Raw genomic sequence first — 23,988 nt, 5'->3', positions numbered from 1 at the left:
GTGACGAAGCCGTGACACGCTTTTTGAGGCGGTTCATTCCCGCATCGAACACATGCGCCGCCCCTGAAGAACGCACGCATTCACCAGCCCTGACTGGCGCTCACGCGAGTGTGGCGCCTATGCACGTCTCGTTAAGGCTTTTGTGAAGTTTGGATGACGAAGGGCGTTTTCACCGTTGACGAGAAACGTCTCAGGCTCCGAATCCGTAACGAGTCTCGAACGCGCTGCAGAACGGCGACAGGTCATGTCCCGCCGCTCGCGCCAGAGCGATCACGTCATCCGCCGGTCGGTCTTGCGACTGAGCCAGCGCCCATCCCAGCATGGAACGCGCGCCAGAACGGCAAAAGCCCAGCACTTTTCCGGACGCCTGTCGGGTCATCTGATGAATCTGGGTGATGTCGTCTTCACGGATCTGCGCCCCCTGCATGGGAGCGTGCAAATAGTCCAGGCCCGCAGCACGAGCCGCCGCCTCGATCATCGCTGAAGAGGGCTGCCCCGGCTCTTCGCCGTCCGGCCGGTTGTTGATCAGCGCGGTAAAACCCTGATCGGCGAACGCTTGCACCTGGTCGGGCGTGATCTGGCCCGAAATGAAGAAGTCAGACGTTACCGGAACACAGGCCATCGTCTCGCTCCTAAAGCGCGTCGAAGGGGATTTTCAGATAATGGACGCCATTATCCTCGGCGGGCGGCAATTCACCGGCGCGCATATTCACCTGCACGCTGGGCAAAATCAGATTGGGCATGTCCAGCGTCGCGTCACGCCGTTCGCGCATGGCGACAAAGCTGTCTTCATCTACGCCGCCGCCGACATGGATGTTGGAGTCTCGCTCCTCCGCCACCGTGCTTTCCCAGGCGTATTCATCCCGTCCCGGCGCCTTGTAGTCATGGCACATGAACAGGCGCGTCTCGTCAGGCAGGGCGAAGATTTTCTGGATGGAGCGATATAGCGTACGAGCATCACCCCCGGGAAAGTCGCACCGCGCCGTGCCAAAGTCCGGCATGAACAAGGTGTCGCCGACAAAGGCCGCATCCCCGATGACATAGGTCATGCAGGCCGGCGTGTGCCCCGGCGTATGCATGGCGCGCGCTTCGAGTTTGCCGATGAAGAAGCGTTCGTCGTCTTCAAAGAGATGGTCAAACTGGGAGCCGTCACGCCGGAACGCATCCTCGGCGTTGAACACATCACCGAAAACCGACTGAACGGCGCGGATATTGGCGCCGATCGCCAGTTGTCCGCCCAGCTGGGCTTTCAGATAAGGCGCCGCGGACAAATGATCGGCATGAACATGGGTTTCCAGCACCCAGTCCACATCCAGCCCATGCTCTTTCACATAAGCGATGACGGCGTCCGCGCTTTTATGCGCGGTGCGTCCCGACTTGGGATCGTAATCAAGAACGGAATCAATGATCGCCGCTTTCGAGGTGGCCGGATCTGAGACCACATAGCTGATCGTGAACGTGTCCGGGTCGAAAAAGGCTTTGACCGTCGGATTCAGAGTTGAAGCAGGATCTGTCATCTTTAAACAACGCCTCCTTTGGAAACCTGGGGGCCGAAGGCCTGACACAAGGCCGACACCAGCTTCTGGATGCGCACATCCGCCAGGCTGTAATAGACGTGCTTGGCGTCCCGGCGCGGCAAGACCAGGCCGGCTTCCCGCATGCGCGCCAGGTCCCGCGACAGGTTGGGCTGGCGCACGCCGGTGCGCGACTCGATTTCAGAGACCGAGCACTCGCCTTCCATCAACTCGCAGGCCACCAGCAAACGCCCCGGATGAGCGAGGATTTTCATCAGGCTGGCGACTTCATCCGCGCGGTCGCGCAACTCAACCAGATCTAATTCGGCGCCCATGGATCGGGACCCTTGTCTACTCGATTTGAACTTTCGTATTTTGATAATTGAAATCCTGGCCGCCAGTGACAAGTCTTCCTCACAGTCGAACTTTCTGATCCTATGACGCAGGCGAGCACCGCGTTCGCGTCAATGACGCATTTCCCGTGACCGGAGGTCGCCGAGCCAATGAACCCCATCCTCCTGCTCACCCTCAATCTCGGCTTTGTTTTACTATTATTTTCAGCGCTTTGGACGCTCGCCCAATTCAACCGCGACCCCAGTTTCATTGACGCCTTCTGGGCGTTCTCCATCGTCCTGATCGCGGTTCTGAGCTTCACTCTCAGCCCGGGCGCGACATGGCGACACATGCTGATCGTCGGGCTCACGGGCCTGTGGGGGATGCGGTTGGGCGTGCATCTGTTGATGCGCTGGCGGCATGAAGGCGCAGACCGGCGCTATACCAAGTTGCTCAGTGATGTGCGCGAAAAGCGCGGCTGGAGCTATGCGCGGACCACGGCGCTGTTCGTTTTTGCGCCCCAGGCCGTTCTGTTGTGGCTGACCAGCCTGCCCGTCCAGCTCGGCCAGGCGTTCGCCAGCGAAGCGTCGTTGAGCGCTCTGGGCTATGCCGGAGCGGCTTTGGCCGTGTTCGGAATTGCGTATGAAAGCCTCGCGGACGCCCAGCTCAGCCGGTTCAAACACGATCCCTCCAACACCGGGCAGGTGCTTGAAAGCGGAGTCTGGGCCTGGAGCCGGCATCCCAATTATTTTGGTGAAGCGTGTGTGTGGTGGGGGCTGTGGCTGATCGCGGCGGAAACCGGCTGGGGCGCGCTTGCCCTGCCTGGTCCGGTCTTTGTGACCTTTACGCTGCTCAAACTGTCGGGCGTCACGCTCCAGGAAGCGGACATTGAAGACCGGCGTCCAGACTATGCGCGCTACAAGGCAAGGACCCCAGCGTTTGTGCCGCGTCCGCCCAGATCAAAGTCTTAAATCGAGGAATCAGGTCCGGCGTGTGGGCGGGATGTTGAAGCCGTCAGGCGCGCTTTCAAGGAAGCGCTCCACAAAGCGCACGGCGTCTTCCGCCCGGCCTTGCGACATATCAGAACAGAACCCGTAGAGTGCAGTGCCGCTGAGTGCGAGACTCAACAGGCCGACGCTCGCCATCACTACCAGTAGCCGCATATCGCCCTCCCCGGCGTTTACGGGGAAAGACTAACATTACGCGATGTTCATTAACAAGCGGAAAGGTTCAGGTCAGACCGAATCCCGGTCTTCTTCCTCAAACATGTCGCTCGCAGACGGCGTGGCCATTGCGGAGCTGGCGCTCTTGAGCGCTTGCAAGGCTTCCTGGACGCTCGTTTCCATCAAGGCTGCAGCGCTTTCCACGCGCTGACTGGCGGCGTCATAGCGGTTCACGTCCAGCTGGCCGACCGCAGCTTCAATCCGCTGCGCCGCGCCATCAACACGTTGGCCGATTTCACCGGACAAGGTTTCAAGGCCCGCACGGAAATCCGACAGCGCCGCATCCATGCCGCCCGAAGGAATGGACTGGGCGATCGTTTTCATCTCTTCACGAAACGCGCTCAGTTCAGCTGCGATGTCGACCTGACTTCCAAGGCGGGTCTCATGCAGCGCCGAGGCCGCGATGTCATCAATATCGACCGTATCCGCATTTTCATCCCAGATGCGCGAGGTGGCGTTGATCTCGTCGAGCGCATCTTCCAACACGTTGGCGAGTCCGGCGTCCGGCGCCATCGCATCAAGGTCCGCCGCGTCATCCAGATCATCCCGCGCCAGAACAAAGTCATCATCTTCGCTGTGGTCGAGCGAGCCATTGGCGTCTTCCGGCGCGTCTAAAGCGAACGCACCCTCATCAACGTCCACGTCGTCTGCGCTGTCGTCACCCGCGTCGGCCAGCTCAAACTCTTCTTCCGCGTCAGCGCTCGCTTCATCATCTGCGTCGGTTTGATCCTGCTCTTCGAAATCAGCCTCTTCACCGGTCAGGGACGCGTCTGAAACCTCTGTCTCAGCTTCCGGCTCAGCTTCCGGCTCAGCCTCAGCTTCAGCCTCAAGCTCAGTGTCTTCAGAGCCCTCATCAAGGATCACGACCGGGTCTTCATCTATGGGTTTGACGAGATCCCAGTCATCGTCTTCAGACGCGTCAAAAGCATCAAGATCAATCGTCGGGTCATCCAGATCGAAGCTGTCTTCATCCGGGTCCGCAGCCGGATCTGCGCTCTCGGGTTTTGCGTCGAGATCCCATTCGTGTTCGGCCAGGTCCTGCATCACCGCTTCGCCCTCTTCATCAGACAGCGCCTGGTTCTGAATGCGGTAATCTTCCTGTCGGGGCTGGTCTGGCTGTCGCGCCAGATGGACGGCCTCGCTCGCCGGGTCACCAAACAATGTGCTGGCCAGCTCATCACAGGCGGCGTCCACATCGTCCACATGCTCAGTCGGCGCGCACAACGCCCAGGTCAGAGCGCCAAGCGGGGAAAAGCGCACCTGGTCGCTGACCGCCCGCTCCAGGAACAAAGACGTGAAGCGATCCAGTCCTGAAGCCAGCGCGTCCGCGTTCGCGGTTTCCGGCGGTCGCAATTGCAGAATGAACGCGGCCTCGCCCTCGCGGGGTTGAACAGCATCTGCGGTGGCGAGCTCCATGAGTCCCTTCCCGGAGCGAATCACCCCGGTCCCTGCGTCAGTTAGACTGACACCAGATCGCACTCACCTTGCGAAGGTCTTAACATAGCGTGAAATGGATTAATCGAAGCCTATGGCGCTAGGCAGGCCCTGACCGCCGGGCGACATCGCCACCCCGTCCGCATGAATGATCGCCACGGGATTCTGTCCCAGATGCGCGCCGCGCATGGAGGGCGCATCATCAATGGCGTGCACCACCAGACCCGGCGCGAAGCGCGGCTCCTGGCGTGGAGCTTCCGGTGCGATTTCAGCGCGCGACACCTGCAACAAGGTCAGGTTGGACAAGGCCCGCACGTCCGCATCCACCCCGGCGCCGGTCTCGATGACCAGCCGGTCCGCATACACCCGCAAGGGCGCCTGCGCATTCACGGGCGTGTTGTTGATCGCCAGGAAGGGCCGCTCCACCGGGCCGGAACGACCATTATCGGTGCTGGAGAACACATAGGTGAGCGGCGCGTTGGAGGGCGCGAACAAGGCCAGCGCATCCGCCGTCACACGCGCCATGACCAGCCTCTGCGACGCACTCATCACGTCGGGCAGCCGCACTTCCAGACCGTCCGCAAACCGCTCGGGCAAATGGGTGAAACCCTGACCCGCTTGCGCGCTTTCAAACAGGAGCGCGCTGTCGCTCGCCAGCTGGACCGGATACCGCTGCTGGGAAATCTCACACCCGCCATCATCGCGCTGGCGCTGCAGGGCTATGGCGACATCATTCAAAAGACCCTGCCGCGCCGTCGGCAATTCCACGCGATAGCGGTTCTGGCCCGAACCGTTCAGCCGGCGAGAATCAATCAGCTCACCATTCAGCGCGACATGAGCGACAGTCGTCACCCCCGTCGGACCATCCGGCAGCCGGAAATCAAGTCCCACGGCATCGGCGACCCGGCCTTGCGGCGACTCCGCCAACACATAGCTGAAGCGCCATTCGCGACGGTCCGCGACCTGCTGCACGCTGGTGTCCACGCCCAGCCGGTCAAGCGTCAGCACCGACGGGCCTTCAGCAGACAGGAATTGAACCGGATTGACCGAAATCCCACGGGCGATGGCAGACAGCTCGCTGGTGAGAAAGCGCACGGTGTCGATACGCTCCGCATCCGTGACGGCGACCATGGTGTGCCCGGCGCGCCGCCACAGGCTGGCGCCCGCAGGCGCACGCTCATCCACTGACAGAAACCCTGCGCGCTGCAGGTTTTCACGCGAACCCGCCAGGATCACGCCTTCCGCGCCCGCTTCCACGACCGCCGACGCGTCGGCGAGATTGATCATGGTGACCGCAAAACCGTTCCGATTGAGCCGCGCGCCCAACCGGGTCGCGAGCTCGAACCAGGCTTCGCCGTCATCCATGGCGATCACCACCTGGCGCGGGGTCAAGGCCAGCACATCCCGCACCGACGTGAGCGGTCCCTCCAGCTCGATCTCCAGACCGGAGGTCGGAGCCAGGCTGAGCACAGCGCCCATGGAGCGGTCCGAATGACAGACCTGGGCGGACACGTCTCCTGCCAGCTGCACGCCGACGCGTGCATCCGCGGCGCCTTCAAGCTGTTCGGTCAGGTCAAACACCCAGGTGAAATCCCGTTGGCCTGGCGCCAGCACGCGCTCCATCACGCGTCGGCCATTCACCGTCACCCGCAACGCCGTCACGGCGTCCACACTCACATCCTGACGGCCGCTCAGAACGAGCCGGACCGCACGCGATCGCTGATCGCGCACCAAAGGCAGGCTGGCGGAGGCGTAAGAGGGGTATCCAGACACGACGAGGCCGTCTTCATGGCCCGCGTCAGCCAGACTGATGTCATAAAGACCATCACGGCCCAGCGCGGCCTGCGCGCTGGTCATTCGATCAAAGACCTGGCGCACGAATAATCCGAACTCGCCCTGTCCGGCGTTCAGCTGCCCCGAGACGAAGAGCGTCGCCACGCTGGCGAGCGCGACAATGCCGAGGGATGCAGAAAACCAGGGGAATCTGCGCTTGTACTCACGATTGGTTTTCATGCTGGATTAGCCCCGGACCTGTCGCCGCCCCCGCAGCGATAAAACGCCTCACGACAAGGCCTGTGAGCCTTCGACGCGTTTCTTACCCAACCCTTAAAGACGTCAAGTCGGGCGGCGTCCCGGCGATACTGTGTCATCATTGTGGTGACCGATCATATCCGGAAAGAAAAACCGGCGCGGAAGGTGGCGCCGCCATAATCGCGGGTCTGGATATTGGACTCATTGTCCAGATATCCAGCCGCCACAAACGCGCTGACCCGCTCTGCGATCTGGCGCTCGTAGCGCGCCTCGATCTCAAAGCGCTGATCTGAACGCGCGACCGGCTGAAGCGCCGAAAACGCGTCGTCATAATCGCGGTCACGATAGTCAGCGACCAGAGCTGCGGAGCTTTTGTCGTCGAGCGACCAGATCACTTCACCGCGCAAGCGGGTTTCATCAAAGGAAAAGCGGTCTTCATCCGCTTCGGCCTGTTCGAAATAGGCCGAGATGCGCAGCACCAAATTGTCATCCACAGGCCGGAAAAACTGCTCGAGACCGACCCGCACTCGCTCTGAGTCCAAGCCCTGAAGATCGGCGCGCTCGAAATCATAGGCGTTGGCGCGCACGCGGAAGACGGTTTCAAGTCGCTGATCGCCTTGCGGACGCCAGCGCAGCTGCGCCTCGGCTTCGGGCCGCGTCCAGTGCGCATCGCCATCCCGGCTCAGCGCGCTATAGCCCGCCGCCAGACGCACCTGCAGGCGGTTGTCAGCGGTCGTGTTCCAGTATTGAACCCGCGGCGTGACCAGTACGGAATTGAGTTCGTCCCGGTCAGCGTATCCGCGCACGCGCAGTTGCCCCTCAAACCGAAGCACCTGCCGACCTGAAAGCGGCTGCACGCGGCGCAGCCAGGTGTTTGAGTCAACACCTGTCTCAAGATCGAACACCGCCGGACCTGCGTAGGCCAGCTCCTCATCAGCTGAAAACGGATCAGACCGGGCGATCATATTGGTCGATTGAAGCTCAAAACGCCCCTCAGCCTGAGCGGCGCCGGCGCTGACAACAGCAAGTCCAGCCGCCAACATGCTGGTACGCATGGAATTCGTCATGATGTCACCCGTCTTCACCCGTCAGTCCGGATGAATTGCCCTTCCGAATTCCGACTGTTAATGCTTCGTTAAAAGCTGCAGTCAACCAGTACGCGATCAATTCTGAACGCGCCATGAAGCGGTAGGGCGTCCCGACCATGCTCAAAGACACCGACCCGCCGCTTCGCGATTCCACTCGCAAGGCGCATGCCGCAGACGCACAGACCGAACCGGTCCTGAAACGGGACGCTCCGCAGATACGTCTGGATGATCAGGGGCGTAAGGCGGACTTCTTCCGCTCTGTGGACTCCGCGCCCGTCGGCGTCTCCGTCGCGCGGCCCAGAGAGGTTCAGGACTTCGCCCTCGCCGCGTTCGCTTTCTTCTCCATCATCCTTCTGGCGCTGCCCGAGCTGAGCCGCGCCCTGTTTGACGTCGCCATACCGCGAGACTTCGTCGGCTTCACCGCAGACCGGATGAATGCGGTTCTGCCGGTCCGCACCTTTCTTCTGAGCTTTTTTCTGACCTATGCGCTGTTCGCCTATGGCACGCCGGGCAAACGGGTCGTGCTGGCGATGAGCTTCCTGCTCAAGCTTGCGCTGGCCTGCATTGTGATCGACCTGGCCGCCTGGCTGAGCTGGCGATGGGTGAGTGCGGTCTGGCCGGTCCATTTCCAGCAATTTCTCGCCGGCATGGCCGGGCTGATCATCTTCCCGCACACCCTGATCAGCCAGGCGCGCCTGCCGACCGCTTCAGGAACTCCGGTGCTGCGTGACGGCAAGCTTTACGAATACAGCCTGTTGTTCGTCACCGGCGGCGTTGCGGCGATCGTCGCCATTCTGGTGTCGTCCGTGTTCCAGCCTGAAGCTGATTACTTGCGCTCGATCGCGCTGCTGGGCGGGATGGGCCCCGGCGTGTTCCTGGCCCAGCAAGTGATGGGGGTGCAATTGGCCGTTCTGGGATGGGGACGCAACCAGATCTCACGCCGCCGCGCCTTTTCGCCCCCGGTCGCCGTGATGATCCCGGCGCACAATGAAGCCCACCAGATCCGCGAGACGCTTCTGGCTGTGGATGCGGCGGCGGCGCGCTATGACGGCGATGTGCGGGTGATCGTGATGGAGAACTGCTCGCACGACGACACCGCGCAACTGGCGGAGACGACCCTGGCGCGGTGCGAAAACCTGGCGGGCTGGCGCGTGGACACGAGCACCATTGCGGGCAAGGCCCGGGCGCTCAATCGAGGCCTGGACCTGATTGAGGAAGGCTTTGTCGTCCGCATCGACGCCGACACGGTGATTGCGCCCAACACGCTGAAAACCGCCATGCGCCATTTCGCCCGGAATGCCGTGGGCGGCGTCGGCGGGCTGCCTCTGCCGCATGCGGACGAGGGGCTGTTGTCCAAGGTGCGCGCCATCGAAGTGCTGATGCGCCATGGCTTCGTGCAAGTGGGCTTCGGCGCGTTCGGCGGGGTGTTCGGCCTGCCCGGCATGTTCGTGATCTATCGCAAATCGGCGCTGGACGAGGCGGGCGGCTTCACTGAAGGCATGAATGGCGAGGACACCGACATCACCTTGCGCATGACCTCGCTGGGCTATCGCATGGTCGCGGACCCCAAGGCGAAATTCTACACCGAGACGCCGGACACGCTCGCTTTCCTGCGCGAGCAGCGCACACGCTGGTTCCGCTCGCTCTACCATGTCACCGCGCACAACCGGGACATGCTGTTTCGCAATGGCTCGGTGATCGGCAATGTCGCCTTGCCGTTCACCCTGCTCAATGGCGCGCGGCGCGCGATGATGACGCCGCTGCTGATCTACGGCCTGATCGTGTTCTTCCTGTTTGGCGGCGTGTACGGCCACCCCGGCTTCGCCACTGTCGTGGCCGTGGTGATGGGCATGCCCTTCGTGCTGGCGCTGTTCGTGCTGATCGTCTGGAGACGGCTCGACCTCATCCCGATCCTGCCGCTCTATATGGGCTTCAGGTTCCTGCGCTCGTATTACACGCTGGGATCGACGCTTTCGCTGATCTTCCCGAGCCGGAAGGCCGAGCGCGCCTTTGACGCCCCCAAGCCGCGCCAGAAACCGCCGCTTGTCGGCTAGGCCGCCACCTCGTCATCCTTGATCCTGAAGAACAGGGCGTAGAAGACCGGCGTGGCGATCATGGTCAGGATCGTCGCGAAGGCGAGACCGCAGATAATGGTCACCGCCATGCCCTGGAAGAAGGCGTCAAAGATCAGGGGCGTCATGCCCAGGATCGTCGTCCCCGCCGCCAGCAGCACCGGCCGCAAACGGCTGACCGAGCCCTTCACCATGGCGTCAAAGCGCGGATCGCCGCGCGCAATGCGCTGATCGACCTCGTCCACCAGCACGATGGCGTTCTTGATCAGCATCCCGGACAGCGACAACAACCCTAACAGCGCGGTGAAGGAGAAGGCCACATTGGTGGCCAGAAGCCCCATGCTGACGCCGCAGATCGCCATAGGAACGATCAGCCAGATGATCAGGGGCTGGCGCACGCTCTGAAACAGCACGAAGCTCGTCATCAGCATCACCAGCAAGCTGACGGGCAAGACGCCGCCCAGCGATTCATTGGCTTCGCTGGAGGCTTCGTGTTCCCCGCCCCATTCGACCGAATAGCCATGAGGCAGGTCAATGCCGTTGATCACTTCTGCAAAGCGGGGGAATGCCGAGGCCGCGGTGGTGTCTGCAGATGCGGGATTGCCCTGCACCGTCAGGGTGCGCACCCGGTTGCGACGCTGGATCAGGCTTTCATGGGCCTCCAGTTCGAACCCGCTGACCACCTGGCTGACCGGCACATAGGCGTCCTGGGAGGGGCTCCAGATCAACCGGTCGGTCAGGCTGTCAGGCTGAACCCGCTCATAGTCAGGCGCGCGCGCCACGATGGGGATCAGCAGATCCCCCTCACGGAACACGCCCACTTGCGAGCCTGAGGTGGCGTAGCTGAGCGCATCCGCGACATCCGCGCGGGTGACGCCGATGGTTCTGGCGCGATCAGGCAGGATCTGCGGCACCAGCACCAGCTCGCGATTACGCCAGTCCGTCCGCAGGTCGCGGAACTCGCCCGCCTCGCTGAGCCGCCGTATGGCGTCTTCGGTCAGCGAGCGCAAAACTGCGGCGTCCGGCCCCATGAAGCGCGCCTCCAGCTGGGCGCCGGAAGGCGGGCCGAACACGATCCGCTCCGACCGGGCTTCGAGCTGAGGGTAGGTTTCGGTCACATACGCCATGATGGCGTCCGCCAGCGGCGGAATTTCGTCCAGCGCTTCGGTCTGCACGATCAGCTGGCCATAGGCGGGATTGGGCTGTTCGCTGGAATAGGTCAGCATGAAGCGTGTGGCGCCGCGCCCCACAAACGCATCCACCGAACGGGCGTGCTCCTGTTCGCCGGCAAAGCGCGCCACGTCGCGGATCACCGCGTCTGTCGCCAGAATGTCCGCGCCCTGGGGCATGGTCATGTTCACATAGAACATCGGCGTGTTTGAATTGGGAAAGAAGGCCTGCTTGACCGAGCCGAACCCGATGATGGAGGCCACGAACACCGCCACCAGCGCGGCGACCGTGACGATCCTGTGCTTGAGCGTCCTCACCAGCATATTGCGGTAAAGGCCATAAATGCCGAGCCCATGCGGGTCGTCAGGATTGGCCTTCTCCCCCTTGAACAGATGATAGGCGATCATCGGGGCGACCGTGATCGCCAGAATCCAGCTCAGCACCAGCGAAATGCCGATGACGGCGAAGAGCGAAAACAGGAACTCGCCCGTTGAGTCAGGCGACAATCCGATCCCGGAGAACGCCATGATGCCGATGATTGTGGCCCCAAGCAGCGGCCATTGGGTGGAGGAGACCGCGTCTTCGGCCGCCTTCATCCGGTCGTCGCCACGCTGCACGGACACCTGGATGCCTTCGGTCACGACGATGGCGTTATCCACCAGCATGCCCATGGCGATGATCAGGGCGCCCAGCGAGATGCGCTGCATGGTGATGTCAAAGGCGTTCATGAAGAACAACGTGCCCAGCACCGTCAGCAACAGCACGACGCCCACCGTCACCCCGGCCCGCCAGCCCATGAACAGGCACAACACGCCGATGACGATGGCGACCGACATCGCCAGATTGACCAGAAACCCGTTCGTCGCTTCCGCCACGACCGTGTGCTGCTCATAGATCGGCTTGAGCTCGACGCCGACCGGCAGATCCTGCTCCAGCTCGGCCAGCCGGGCTTCCACAGCTTCCCCCACATCGACGATATTGGCGTCTTCAAGCCCCGCAACGCCCAGGGTGAAGGACGGCTCGCCATTATGATAAATGTAGACATCCGCCCGCTCGACGGGCGCGCGCGTCACGTTTGCGATGTCGGATAAACGCAGCGTCTGGCCTGCATCACGGGGTGAAATCAGCAGGTTCTCGATGGATTCAACGCCGCCGATGGACTGGGGCATTTCAATGCGCAGCAAACGATCGCCCGAAGGCGCTTCGCCGGCTGAGACCACCGCGTTTTCATTGGAGAGCGTGGAGAGCACAGCCTCGACCGGCAGCCCGAGACGCGCGAGGTCTTCCTGTGATATCTCGATATAGATGCGTTCTTGAGTGACGCCGGCGACCTCAACCTTGGAGACCCCGTCCACCACCAGCAATTCACGGCGCAGATCATCAGCGATATCGCGGATTTCACGATCGGAATATCCCGGCGCGGTGACGGCGTAGAGAATGCCGTAAACATCACCAAAATCATCAAGAACCTGCGAGGTTCCAGCACCGGGCGGCAAGGTTGGCGCGGCGTCCCTGACCCGTTTTCTCAGCTCATCCCAGATCTGCGGCAATTGTGAGCCGTCAAATTCATCACGCATGCGCACGTGAATCTCGCTGACGCCCGGCGAGCTTTCAGAGAACACCTCGTCAAGCTGGCTCATCTGCTGGATGGCGGTTTCCAGCCGCTCGGTGACCTCGTCTTCAACTTCCTCCGCCGTCGCGCCGGGATAGGGCGTGATGACGATGGCTTCCTTGATGGTGAAGGCTGGATCTTCCAGGCGCCCGACCGACATGAACCCCTGGATCCCGCCAAACAGGCAAAACAGTATGACAAGCCAGGTCAGAACCGGACGTTCGATGGACAGTCGGGCAAGATTGAACTTGCCGCCGACCCCGGACTGGGCGGTTTCGGTCATGATCAGACGCTCCGTGTCTCGGTCGGTCAGCGATTGCTGGGCGTGATGGGGCGCACGAGCATCCCCTCATAAAGCGCGTTCACACCGGCGGTGACGATTTCATCTCCCGGCTCGAGCCCCGTATGGATGACCACCTGCCCCCCCTCGATCGGGCCCGCGAGCACAGGCTGACGGCTGACGGCGCCGGACTCCGCGTCAAAGACCCAGACCGAGAAACTGCCGTCGGGATTGGACGCCAGCGCGGACAGCGGCGCGACGACGCCCTGCGCCTGGTTTGACAGGCTTTGCGGCAGATTGACCGTCACAGAGGCGGTCATCCCCGGCAGAATGTTGGCTGGCACGGAGTCGGGCAGGGCAAACAGAGCGGTATAGGTCTGAGAGGCCTGATCCGGCTCGGCCACCAGCTCACGATACTCAAGCTCGAAGCTCTGGTCGGGCAGGAACGGGAAGCGCGCAACCATCTCCGGCTCGTCACCGCGGTCCACCTGAGCAATCAGGCTTTCGGGCACCTGAATGGCGACCCGCAGCTCACTGACGTCCTGGATGCGCACCACAGGCTGGCCTGCCGAGACGGTGGTGTAATTGTCTACAAGCCGTCGGCTGATCAGCCCGTCAAAGGGCGCGTTGATCGTCGCGTACTCCAGGTTCTGACGAGCGGTGTCGAGGGCGACGGCGCGCAGATCGTAAGCTGTCTGCGCATCTTCCAGCGCAGCGTCAGACGCGATTCCGCGCTCATTCAGCGTACGTTGCCGATCCAGATTTTGACGCGCCTGTTGCAACTGAACCTGCGTTTCGCGACGGGCGCGTTCGAAATCCTGGGTTTCAAGCTGGGCGACCAGTGCGCCCTGCTCGATCAGCTGGCCTTCCGACACCGGAAACTCCGCCAGGCGACCGCCGACCTGAAAGGAAAGGTCGACGGTGAGGCGCGCTTCCACACGTCCCACGAATTCTCTTTGGTTAGACGTCGCAGCCGCCTGCACGGTTTCAATGCGCGCGGCTCTGGGCGGCGCCTGTTCTTCCGTCTCCGCGGGCGAGCACGCCGCCAGAACGCCCAGGGCGCTCGCTGCCAGCAACAGGTTACGTATGATCATCGGGGAGGCTCCGTCACAAGAGCGATCAGGCGAGCTTCTATGGCTTCGCGCTCATCAGTCGAACAGGTTTCAAGGCCAAGAATTTCCGCGAAATGAAGTCCGTCCGCAGCCAGCATGGCGATGCGGGCGAGCACTGCGTCCTTAGCTTCCGCCAGAATGTCTTCGCGAATTTTCTGATGCACCTGGCTGACCGGTTTGATCAGCTCGGGATTTTCCGCGAGCGCGGCCAGAAGGCCCATATAGACTTGGCGATCCACGCTCTTGTCATCAAAGAACGCCCGGAACAGGGCGGAAGCTGACGGCGCGCCTTGCGCTTGAGCCGCAGTCTTGGCGTCTTCATGCCGCTGCAGGAATCCGTGGGTCATGCGGGCGATCATCCCTTCGATCAGCGCCTGCTTTGACGGGAAATTGTAAAGCACCCCGCCTTTTGAAAACCCGCTTTCGCGCACCACCGCATCAATCGTCAGATGAGCGCCGTCGCGCGCGACTACGCGCTCGGCGGCGTCCAAAATCAAATCCGAGGTGCTGACTTTTTCAGTCGGCGCAGCGTCAGGGGCGGCGTGCTTCAAGACCGGGGCTCCAATTTCACGCGATTATGCTGCACTGCATCTATACCGTCTGGACGGTTTTTCAAGCCCAAACCGACCAGACGGTACACACTTTGTTTCAAAGGGCGCCCGTTTGGACCCTCATGTGACAGAATCTTGAAAAAGACGGCTCCAGCCGATGCTTTGACTTCCCGCATCGCCTCGCCCTTGCTATCGGGTGGCGCACAACAGCGCTCCGGTGCTGCGAGGGGCCTGAACAATTAGGATATGATCTCATGGCGGATCTTGGTCAGCTGGGCGTTTTCGGGGTCCCGCTATTTGGCTTGATAGGCTTTATGTTCGCCGCCTACGCCATCGTGGCGAACGATGTCATCCAGACACTGGGAACATTTCTGGCCTCAAACGCCAAACGCCCCTGGCTGGTGCTCTGGGCCTTCGCCGCCGCCATCATCGTCGCGGTGATGCTCTACGGATATTTCGGCCATGACGGCGATATCGCCTTTGGACGCCTGAACCGCATCCCCTATCCCGAAACCGGCATTCAATGGTGGCATATCCTGCCGCCGCTTGTGTTGTTGATACTGACGCGGTTCGGTATCCCGGTCTCCACCACCTTCCTCGTTCTGACCATTTTCACCCTGACCGGCGGCTCAGCCACGGCGGGCGTGCTGGGCAGCATGATGATCAAATCCCTGCTGGGCTATCTGGTCGCCTTCGGCGCCGGCGCGGTGCTCTTCGCGCTGATCTCACGCATGTTCGAGACCTGGGTGTTCAAGACGGATGTTGAAGACCATGGCGCACCCAACTGGGCCATTCCCATCGTCGCCGGCCTGACGGCGCTGCTTGTTTATCTTCTGGTGAACGGCCCGACCCTGCCGGACCTCGCCAACGCCAACTGGATCGCCACGGGACTGGTCCTTGTCGGCAGCATCGCGGTGGCCCTGGCCACGCATCGCTTCAACACCTGGTACGTTCTGCAATGGCTTTCGACCGGCTTCTTGTGGTCGCAATGGCTGATGCAGGATCTGGCGAATATTTTCGTCTACCTGCCGCGCGAGACCGTTGTGGACCCGGTGTCCGGCGATGTCAGCGTCACCTTCTCGTTCGGACTGCTGATCTTCGCAACCTTGCTGATGCTAGGCCTGCACGCTCTGATCTTCGCGGCCCGGGGCGGCGAGATTCAAAAGATCGTTTTGTCCAAAACCAACACCGTGGATGTGCGCGCAGCCACCGTCGTTGATTTCGCCTTTGGCGTCATCTTGATGTATTTCAAGGAGATCAACGATATCCCCATGAGCACCACCTGGGTCTTCCTGGGCCTGCTGGCGGGGCGCGAACTGGCCATTTCCTGGGTTGCGAAACTGCGCGGCGTTAAAGACGCCGCCTTTGACGTGACCACTGACATTATCCGCGCATTGATCGGTCTTGTGATTTCAGTGGCCATGGCGCTGGGCCTGCCCTTCCTGGCCACAGGCCATCTCCCCAATATCGGCGAGGCTCTGGGCTTCGCACAGGTCGAGTCGACTTCATCTGAGGCTTCCGACCTGGCGCAGGCGTCTGAAGCGAGTGCTGACGTGCGCTGACACCCCGCGCCGGGGTGTCCTTTCAAAGACCCCGCCACCCGGCGGGGTCTTTTTTTGGCGTCGCTTCTCCTCTGAGCTGTAAAAATCGCCATTCAATGATGGCGGGTCTTCAGGTCCGTGCTAAATCCGATCCGGGCAGGATTTATAAGGGGATTGGTTGGGCATGCAGATCTCGACCAAAGAGGATGGGGCCGAGCCGGAGAAATCAGGCTGGGTCGGCTGGATACAGATCGCCGCGATCGTTGCAGTCATCATACTCGCCATGATCATGACAGCGGTCTTATCGTCTGGCGGCGGGCGCGAGCCCCAGGCCGCGCCAGAACGCGCTGCAACGCCCGTGCAGATCATCCGCCCGACGCAAGCCGCCCATCAGGTGGAAATCGCCCTGACCGGGTCCGTCGCCTCCCCGTCTGACGTCACGCTGACTCCGCAAGTCAGCGGACGCGTCATTGAGGTGTCGGAGGCCGTGCGCGCCGGCGCTCACTTTGAGCCGAACGAGGTCTTGTTTCGCATCGATCCACGCGATTACGAAGTTGCGGTGTCCCGCGCACAGGCCAGCCTCGCTGATGCGCGCAGCGCACTCGACCAGCTTGAGGCTGAAGCCGAAATCAACCGCGCTGAATGGCGCCGCCAATACCCTAATCGCGAGATCACGCCCCTCGCCGCCCGCGAGCCGCAACTGGCCGCGGCGCGGGCGCGCGTCGCCTCCGCTCAAGCCGACCTGTCCCAGGCCCGCCTCAATCTTGAACGCACCGCGATCAGTTTTCCCTTCCGCGGCCGTGTGATTGATAGCCGCGTCGAAGCGGGGCAACTGGTCAGCGCCGGTCAGAGCTATGGCTCGGTCTATGACATTTCCCGCCTGGAAATCGTCGCTCCGATCGCTCCTGCTGATCTGGAACGCCTGACCCCGGCTGTGGGACGTCAGGCCGAGCTGTCTGTCGGCGAGAGCGCCGTCACGCTTCAAGGTGAAATTGTTCGAGAGGGCGCCAGCCTGAATGCGCGCACCCGCTTCATCGACCTGTTCATCGAGCCGACGTCCCCAGACGCCCTGCGTCCCGGGCAGTTCGTTGATGTTCGGGTCTCTGGACCGGATCTGGATGAGAGCGTCGTGGCGCCTGCGTCCGCGCTCGCAGGCCTGAACCAGGTTCGGATCGTGCGCAACGGCCGCATCGAGGAGATCGAAGTCGTCGTGCTGGATCGCGTCGGCGATCAGGTCTTTCTGCGCCCCTTCGATTTCGGGCAGGGCGTGATCATCACCCCCGTCCCGGAAAACGCTCTGGGACGCCGCGCCAACATTCTCACCGCTGACGGGGCGGCTCAGTGACCGACCCTGTTCTGCCCCCTTCCGCGCATTCAACCTGGCCCGGCAAAGGCTTGATCACCTGGTTCGTCCGCAATCCCGTTGCGGCCAACCTGTTAATGATCCTGTTTCTTCTGGGCGGCGCCATCACCGCCTGGACCTTGCAGACCGAAGTGTTTCCCACCTTGCAACCGCGCAATGTGCAGGTGGCGGTGATCTATCCCGGCGCAACGCCCGGGGATGTGGAAGATTCCATCACCCGCCGCATCGAAGAAGCGGTGATCGGGCTGGAAGGGGTGGACCGGGTCCGCTCGGTCGCTTCGGAAGGTCGCGGCACGGTGACCATCGAGCTGCAGGACTTCGCCGACGCCCAAGTGGTCAAGGACGACGTGGAAACCGCCGTTTCCGCCATCGCTGATTTCCCGCCCGCTGACGCCGAGCAGCCCCAGATCCGCGTGCCCCAGCCTGTCACCACCATTCTCACCTTCGCGCTGACCGGTACGGTGGATGAAGCGTCCTTGCGTGAGACAGGCTCGCGCATTGAACGCGACATGCTGGCCGAAGACGGCATCTCCACCGTGCGTTTGCGCGGCGTGCGGGCGCTGGAGATTTCGATCTCTGTCTCCGAAGATGCTCTACGCCAGTACGGGCTGACCTTCTCGGAGGTCGCCAACGCCGTGCGCGCGGCTTCCGTCGACCTGTCGGGCGGAGAAATCCGTACCCAGGCCGGCGACATCCTTCTGCGCACCAACGCCCGACGCGAGACCGGCGCCGAGTTTGAAAACATCATTCTGCGCTCGTCTGAAACCGGGGCGCGGGTCCGTCTGGGCGATGTGGCCGAGATCAATGACGGGTTTGAGGAAGACCCGCTGATCTCACGCTTCAACGGTCATCCCGCGGTCTTCATTGATGTCCAGACCCAGGGCTCTGAAGATCTTCTGGGCGTGCGCAACACTGCCATGGCGTTCGCGGACGCCCTGGACTTGCCGCCCGGCGTGCAGATGGAGCTCGTGGTCGATCAGTCCCAGATCTTCCGCGACCGGATCTCCTTGCTGGCGCGCAACGCCATCATCGGCTTCACCCTGGTGTTCCTGCTTCTGGTTCTGGTGCTCGATCTGCGCCTGGCCTTCTGGGTGTCCATGGGCGTGCCCATCTCGTTCCTGGGCGGGTTCGCCCTGTTCGGCATGGCCGGGGTGACGCTGAACTTCATCACCACATTCGGCCTGATCGTTGTTTTGGGGATCGTGGTGGATGACGCCATCGTGGTGGGCGAGAACACCGACCGCGAACGACAGAAGGGCCGTTCTGACGAAGACGCTGCCATCGCGGGCGTCACGGGTGTGGCTGCGCCGGTTCTGGTCGGGGTTCTGACCACCATGGCCGCGTTCGGCCCGCTGATCTTTTCCGGCGGCACCTTTGGCGAGATCACGCGCCCCATCCCGATCGTCGTCATCTCGATCCTGGCGGTGTCCCTGATCGAAGCCTTCCTGATTCTACCGTCCCACCTCGCACACGGCGGTCATTGGTCGCGCGGTCCGCTGGCGCGGATTCAGGAGCGGGTGGCCCGGCTTCTCACCGCCTTCGCTGATGGAACCGTCAGCCGCTGGGCGCGCTTCGCGGCGCGCATGCGCTGGCTGGTGGCGGCCGCCGGCATCGCCATCCTGGTTCTGGTGATGTCGCTGGCCTCCTCGGGGATCGTCCGCTTCGTGTTCTTCCCGGCGATTGAATCAGAACAGATCACCGCCGATATCAGCCTTCCCGACGGGGCGCCCTTCACAGCGACGCGTGACGCCGCCGAACACATGATCGCCGCCGCGGAAAGCATCCAGCGCGAATACGCCGAGAACGGCGAACCGGTGTTCAAATCCATCGAAGCGACCATTGGCGGTCGCACCAGCCTGTTTGGCGGGCCAGGCTCCAGCTCGACCACGACCATCGCGTCCAACGCCGCCCAGATCCAGATTCAGCTGACCCCGTCCGCCGACCGGACCACCAGCTCGTCCGAACTGGAAGCGCTCTGGCGCCAACGCACCGGCCAGCTGGCGGGCGTGGAGCAGCTCTCCATCATCTCCTCGGCGGGTCCGCAGGACTCAGACATCGCCTATGAATTATCCCACCCTGACACCCCGTCTCTGGAAGCTGCGGTGCGCCAGCTCGCGGAATCCCTCGCCCAGCTCGACGGCGTGTCAGAGATCGAGGACGGGCTCGACATCGGCAAGCGCCAGCTCAACTTCACCCTCACCCCGGCGGGCGAGGCGGCGGGCCTGAGCCCGCGCGATGTGGCCCGACAAGTGCGTCAGGCGTTCTTCGGTGAAGAAGTGCAACGCATCCAGCGCGGGTCCGATGAGCTGCGGGTCTTTGTCCGCTATCCAGAGGACGAGCGTGTCGGCCTGTCAGACCTGACCGATCTGCGCATTCGCACCGCAGACGGACAGAGCCTGCCGCTCAGCGTCGCCGCCACCCTCACCGAAAGCCGCAGCTATACCCGGATCGAACGCATTGACGGACGCCGCATCGTTGAAGTGACCGCCGATGTGGACGAAGCGCGCCTGACCCCTGGCGAAGCGCGAGCGCTGGTTGAAACCAACATGCTGCCGCAACTCGTGGAGCAATATCCAGAGCTGCGCTGGACCCTGGCGGGCGCCGGGCGCGAACAGGCCGAGGATTTCGCGAGCCTGGGCCGGGGTCTGCTGATCGCCATCGTGATCATGTACGCCCTGCTCGCCACCCAGCTGCGCAGTTATGTGCAACCCATCATCATTCTGATCGCCATTCCGTTCGGCATTGGCGGTGCGATTCTGGGGCATTTCATCCTCGGCTATCCGCTGTCCTTCCCATCCATTTTCGGCATGGTGGCGCTGTCCGGCGTGGTGGTGAACGCCTCGATCGTGCTGATCGACCGCTATAATCTCAACCTCGCCGAACGCAGCATGTCGTCCGTGGACGCGATCGCCGAAGCCGCCGGCCGCCGCTTCCGCCCCATTCTGGTCACGACGCTGACCACCGCGCTCGGCCTGCTGCCGATCATCGCCGAGCAAAGCCCGCAAGCGCAGTTTCTGGTCCCCATGGCGGTGTCGCTGGGCGCGGGACTGGTCTTCGCCTCCATCTCCATCCTGATGCTGTTGCCGGCGCTGGTGCTGATCATCGACGATCTGCGCAGCGCGCCCCTGATGTCACTGGCCGGGATCGCCGGACTTATCGCCGCGCTGGTCCTGCTCAATGTGGCGGGCGTGATCGGATTACTGGTGCTGGCGGCCGTCGGCGGCGGGATCGGCTGGCGGGTCTGGCGACGCCGTCAGCGCGCCCCGGCGCTCTGACCATCCCACTCCTTGCGCATGCACACAAAAACGCCGGCCCGATGGGCCGGCGTTTTCTCTTGCTGCTACGCGCAGTCTATTCAGGCTTCGGCAAATCCGCGCGTCCCGATTGCTCCTTGGCGATGCGGGCGATCAGGTCTTCGACCTTCATCGTGCCCAGATCGCCATGATCGCGGTGACGCACGGCCACTTCGCCGTTCTCCGCTTCCGCATCGCCGACCACCAGCATGTAAGGAATTTGGCGGTTCTGGGCGTTGCGGATTTTCTTCTGCATCCGCTCAGAGGCGAAGTCCGTTTCGACACGGACACCGGTGTTCACCGAATCCACCTCGGCGAGGAAGAGCTTGTCCTTCACCGCCTGCGCATACTCCTCGTGACGATCCGCAATCGGGATCACCACCGCCTGGGTCGGGCTCAGCCAGGTCGGGAACTTGCCGGCGTAATGCTCGATCAGGAAGGCGGTGAACCGCTCATGGCTGCCCAGCGGCGCACGGTGGATCACATAGACCGGCTTTTTATCGCCATCAGCGGCGGTGTACTGAAGCTCAAAGCGCTTGGTCGCCATGAAGTCGAGCTGGTTGGTGGAAATGGCGTATTCGGTGCCCACCACCGACTTCACCATGAAGTCGACTTTCGGACCGTAAAAGGCCGCCTCGCCCTCCACTTCCTTATACGGATAACCAGACTCGTCCATGGCCTGCTTGAGGATGTCGAGCGCCGTCTTCCAGCCCTCGGCGTCATCGACATATTTATCGAGGTCTTCCATGTCCGGCAGGGACAGGCGCATCCAGAAATCGTCGATGCCGAACAGGCGATAATAGTCCGCATGCATGTGCATCACATCCAGGAATTCGTCCTTGGCCTGGTCAGCGCGACAATAGATGTGCGCATCGTTCTGGCAGAAACCGCGCACCCGCATCAGGCCCGACAGACCGCCGGACGCCTCATAGCGATAAACCTGGCCGTATTCGGACAGACGCACCGGCAGATCGCGATAGGACCATTGGTCATGCGCGTAGATCATGTGGTGGTGCGGGCAGTTCATCGGACGCAGATAGTATTCCTGCTCGTCGATCATGATCGGCGCATACATGTCGTCCGCATAGAACGGCAAATGCCCCGAGCGGTGATAGAGCTCGCCCTTGGTGATGTGCGGGGTGGAGACGCGGCGATAGCCTGCGCGGTGCTCGGTGATGCGGGCGAGCTTCTCCAGCTCGTCCCGGATCACATTGCCCGCGGGCAGCCACATGGGCAGGCCGGCGCCCACTTCTTCCACCAGCGTGAACAGGCCCAGCTCCTTGCCGATCTTGCGGTGATCGCGCTTGGCCTGTTCTTCCAGGCGGGTCACTTCCGCCTCAAGCTCGTCCTTGGTCTCGTACGCCAGGGCGTGAATACGCTGCAGCTGGGCGTTCTTGGCGTCGCCGCGCCAATAGGCGCCGGCGATGGAGCGCAGCTTGAACTCACCCACCTGGCCGGAATGGTCCACATGCGGTCCGCGGCACAGATCGACGAAATCGCCGGTGCGATAGAAGGTGATCTCGTCCAGACCTTCACCCGCGACGGATTCATCACCCGTCTCCTTGGCGATGGCGGTCGAACCCTTGTCACGCAGCAGTTTCAGAAGCTCGACTTTGAAGTCCTGGCCTTCCTTGGCCATGTAGTCGATGGCTTCGTCAATGCCGTGCGCTTCGCAATAGAATTTCTTTTTCTTCTTGCGCAGCTCTTTCATGCGCTTCTCGATCTTGGGCAGATCCTCGACCGTCAGCGGCTCTTCGAGCTGGATGTCATAGTAAAACCCTGTGGCGGTCGCCGGACCCACGCCAAACTTGGCGTTCGGCCAGAGGTCCTTGATCGCCGCAGCCATCAAGTGAGCTGCGGAGTGACGGCGCGTCTCTACCGGGAAGTTATCCTGCGACATGATTTTCAGGCTTCTATGACAAAAAGAGGTTGGGATGAACGTAAGAACATTACGCTCATCTCCGTTTAAATCCTCACTTCGGGCCTGTCCATAAAGCGTGCTGCGCCGCACGCCTTCAAATTCCTAGACCGAGACCGAATGCCGGGCTGCGCTTGAGGCGAGATAACCGTCAAACGCCGCCGCCACGAGCCGCGCCAGCGGACGGTAGGCCGGGTTGACGATGACCCGGCCGCTCTCGATCGTCACCACGCCGGATCGGGTCAGAGCCTCAAGATCCGCCCGGGGCGCAGGCAAGCCATAGCAGGCCGCCACCGCTTCCGGATCAACGCTGAGATAGGTCATCACCTGTTCGATGATCACAGCGCGCATGGCGTCTTCCCGGCTGACCATTACGCCTTTGCCGACAGGCAGGCGCCCGGCCTGCACATCCAGCATCCAGCTGCGCACATCGGCCTTGTTCTGCATATAGCCCTGCGGCGTCTGACCGATGGCGGACGCGCCCAGCGCGATCAGGGTCTCGGCCTTGTCCGTGGTGTAGCCCTGAAAATTCCGGCGCAGGGTTCCGGTTTCAAGCGCCCGCGTCATGGGGTCATCCGGGCGGGCGTAGTGATCAATGCCAATCAACGAATAACCGCACGCCGCCAACGCCGCCTCCATGGCGTCCGCCTGTTTCAGGCGCGCCTTGGCGGCGGGCAGATCCTCATCCTTGATCAGACGCTGATGCGATTTCATGTGCGGCACATGGGCGTAGCCGAACACCGCCAGACGGTCCGGGTTCAACGCCGCCGCAGCCTCCGCACTGGCGCGAGCGCTATCCTCGGTCTGAAGCGGCAGACCATAAAGAAGATCGGCGTTGATCTTCATCACCCCGGCCTCGCGCAGCCTGTTGAACGCCGCTTCCACCACTTCATAGGGCTGAATGCGGTTGATCGCGCGCTGCACCGCCGGATCAAAGCTCTGCACGCCCGTTGAGGCGCGGGTGAAGCCATTGCGCGCCAGACCCTGGGCGTCGTCGCGCGTGAAATGCCGCGGATCGATCTCGATGGCGAGCTCCGCGTCCGCTACAAAATCAAACCGCTCACGGATCGCACTCATCAGGCGGTCCATCTGTGCAGGGGTCAGGATCGCCGGCGTGCCGCCGCCCAGCGCCAGATGCGACACCGTCATCCGGCCCGGCAAGCGATCCGCGACCAGCGTCAATTCCTGCAAGAGGACCTTCAGATACGCCTCGACCGGCCCGTCCTGAGTGGTCGCACGGGTATTGCAGCCGCAATACCAGCACAGGGATTTGCAATACGGCACATGAAGATAGAGCGAGATCGGTTTGCCGCGATCCAGCGTGTCCAGCCAGTCTCCATAGACGTCGGCATTGACGCCCTCATGAAAGTGCGGGGCGGTGGGATAGCTGGTGTAGCGCGGGCTTCGCTCTTGGCCATAGCGCAGCAAAGTATTGATCCGGGACGCCATGACG

General features: G+C 62.3%; 17 protein-coding genes. 5 read left to right on the top strand and 12 right to left on the bottom strand.

The window, feature by feature from the left end:
- Positions 1 to 190: 190 nt before the first annotated feature.
- Genes ACTIGF_RS08460 through ACTIGF_RS08450 form a run of 3 tightly spaced genes read right to left on the bottom strand, consistent with a single transcriptional unit; the run spans position 191 to position 1,849 of the window.
- Positions 191 to 622 (bottom strand): TIGR01244 family sulfur transferase, encoded by a 432-nt coding sequence (locus ACTIGF_RS08460; protein WP_439636436.1) that lies wholly within the window; start codon positions 620 to 622, stop codon positions 191 to 193.
- Between the two features lie 10 nt (positions 623 to 632).
- Entirely contained in the window at positions 633 to 1,517 is an 885-nt protein-coding gene (locus ACTIGF_RS08455) for an MBL fold metallo-hydrolase (protein WP_439636435.1), read from the bottom strand.
- A gap of 2 nt (positions 1,518 to 1,519) precedes the next feature.
- Positions 1,520 to 1,849 carry an ArsR/SmtB family transcription factor gene (locus ACTIGF_RS08450; RefSeq protein WP_439636434.1) on the bottom strand — a complete coding sequence of 110 codons (330 nt, stop codon included), beginning with the start codon at positions 1,847 to 1,849 and terminating at the stop codon, positions 1,520 to 1,522.
- A gap of 168 nt (positions 1,850 to 2,017) precedes the next feature.
- On the opposite strand from ACTIGF_RS08450, the gene ACTIGF_RS08445 reads away from it, so the two are divergent.
- Positions 2,018 to 2,818 (top strand): DUF1295 domain-containing protein, encoded by an 801-nt coding sequence (locus ACTIGF_RS08445; RefSeq protein ID WP_439636433.1) that lies wholly within the window; start codon positions 2,018 to 2,020, stop codon positions 2,816 to 2,818.
- Between the two features lie 9 nt (positions 2,819 to 2,827).
- Here ACTIGF_RS08445 and ACTIGF_RS08440 read toward each other — a convergent pair whose 3' ends face one another.
- The 4 genes from ACTIGF_RS08440 to ACTIGF_RS08425 form a co-directional block, all read right to left on the bottom strand.
- The gene (locus ACTIGF_RS08440) at positions 2,828 to 3,010 is read right to left on the bottom strand and encodes a hypothetical protein (RefSeq protein ID WP_439636432.1); all 183 of its coding nucleotides are present in this window, start codon (positions 3,008 to 3,010) and stop codon (positions 2,828 to 2,830) included.
- 72 nt (positions 3,011 to 3,082) lie between these two features.
- Positions 3,083 to 4,486, bottom strand: coding sequence for a hypothetical protein (locus ACTIGF_RS08435; RefSeq protein WP_439636431.1), 1,404 nt, complete (start codon positions 4,484 to 4,486; stop codon positions 3,083 to 3,085).
- A 99-nt stretch (positions 4,487 to 4,585) separates the two neighbouring features.
- A complete protein-coding gene (locus ACTIGF_RS08430; protein WP_439636430.1) occupies positions 4,586 to 6,517 on the bottom strand; it encodes a hypothetical protein in 1,932 nt (643 codons plus the stop codon).
- Between the two features lie 152 nt (positions 6,518 to 6,669).
- Positions 6,670 to 7,590: a hypothetical protein gene (locus tag ACTIGF_RS08425; protein WP_439636429.1), complete on the bottom strand. Its 921-nt coding sequence runs from the start codon at positions 7,588 to 7,590 to the stop codon at positions 6,670 to 6,672.
- A 149-nt stretch (positions 7,591 to 7,739) separates the two neighbouring features.
- Between ACTIGF_RS08425 and ACTIGF_RS08420 the strand changes: the two genes are divergently transcribed.
- Positions 7,740 to 9,677 carry a glycosyltransferase gene (locus ACTIGF_RS08420; protein ID WP_439636428.1) on the top strand — a complete coding sequence of 646 codons (1,938 nt, stop codon included), beginning with the start codon at positions 7,740 to 7,742 and terminating at the stop codon, positions 9,675 to 9,677.
- Here ACTIGF_RS08420 and ACTIGF_RS08415 read toward each other — a convergent pair.
- From ACTIGF_RS08415 to ACTIGF_RS08405, 3 genes are read right to left on the bottom strand one after another with little or no spacing between them, the layout of a single operon-like run.
- A complete protein-coding gene (locus tag ACTIGF_RS08415) occupies positions 9,674 to 12,760 on the bottom strand; it encodes an efflux RND transporter permease subunit (RefSeq protein WP_439636427.1) in 3,087 nt (1,028 codons plus the stop codon). The genes ACTIGF_RS08420 and ACTIGF_RS08415 overlap by 4 nt on opposite strands.
- 26 nt (positions 12,761 to 12,786) lie before the next feature.
- Positions 12,787 to 13,851, bottom strand: a complete 1,065-nt coding sequence (locus ACTIGF_RS08410; RefSeq protein ID WP_439636426.1) for an efflux RND transporter periplasmic adaptor subunit — start codon at positions 13,849 to 13,851, stop codon at positions 12,787 to 12,789.
- Positions 13,848 to 14,420, bottom strand: a complete 573-nt coding sequence (locus ACTIGF_RS08405) for a TetR/AcrR family transcriptional regulator (protein ID WP_439636425.1) — start codon at positions 14,418 to 14,420, stop codon at positions 13,848 to 13,850. Before ACTIGF_RS08405 ends, ACTIGF_RS08410 begins: the two co-directional genes overlap by 4 nt.
- A 254-nt stretch (positions 14,421 to 14,674) precedes the next feature.
- Here ACTIGF_RS08405 and ACTIGF_RS08400 point away from each other — a divergent pair, with 254 nt between their 5' ends.
- The 3 genes from ACTIGF_RS08400 (at position 14,675) to ACTIGF_RS08390 (ending at position 20,599) form a co-directional block, all read left to right on the top strand.
- Positions 14,675 to 15,982 (top strand): hypothetical protein, encoded by a 1,308-nt coding sequence (locus tag ACTIGF_RS08400; RefSeq protein WP_439636424.1) that lies wholly within the window; start codon positions 14,675 to 14,677, stop codon positions 15,980 to 15,982.
- Positions 15,983 to 16,145: 163 nt separating this feature from the next.
- Complete coding sequence (locus ACTIGF_RS08395; RefSeq protein WP_439636423.1) at positions 16,146 to 17,306, top strand: efflux RND transporter periplasmic adaptor subunit; 1,161 nt, start codon at positions 16,146 to 16,148, stop codon at positions 17,304 to 17,306.
- Positions 17,303 to 20,599, top strand: a complete 3,297-nt coding sequence (locus tag ACTIGF_RS08390) for an efflux RND transporter permease subunit (RefSeq protein ID WP_439636422.1) — start codon at positions 17,303 to 17,305, stop codon at positions 20,597 to 20,599. Before ACTIGF_RS08395 ends, ACTIGF_RS08390 begins: the two co-directional genes overlap by 4 nt.
- 76 nt (positions 20,600 to 20,675) lie before the next feature.
- Here ACTIGF_RS08390 and thrS read toward each other — a convergent pair whose 3' ends face one another.
- Together thrS and hemN are read right to left on the bottom strand one after the other, a co-directional pair.
- Entirely contained in the window at positions 20,676 to 22,517 is a 1,842-nt protein-coding gene (gene thrS / locus ACTIGF_RS08385) for a threonine--tRNA ligase (protein ID WP_439636421.1), read from the bottom strand.
- 123 nt (positions 22,518 to 22,640) lie between these two features.
- Positions 22,641 to 23,984, bottom strand: a complete 1,344-nt coding sequence (gene hemN / locus ACTIGF_RS08380; RefSeq protein ID WP_439636420.1) for an oxygen-independent coproporphyrinogen III oxidase — start codon at positions 23,982 to 23,984, stop codon at positions 22,641 to 22,643.
- Positions 23,985 to 23,988: the final 4 nt, after the last annotated feature.

The sequence above is a fragment of the Oceanicaulis sp. genome (assembly GCF_051859625.1).
In the GTDB taxonomy this organism is placed as follows: Bacteria; Pseudomonadota; Alphaproteobacteria; order Caulobacterales; family Maricaulaceae; genus Oceanicaulis.
The sequence above is the reverse complement of the archived record's forward strand: the minus strand, read 5'-3'. Positions and strand labels throughout refer to the sequence as shown.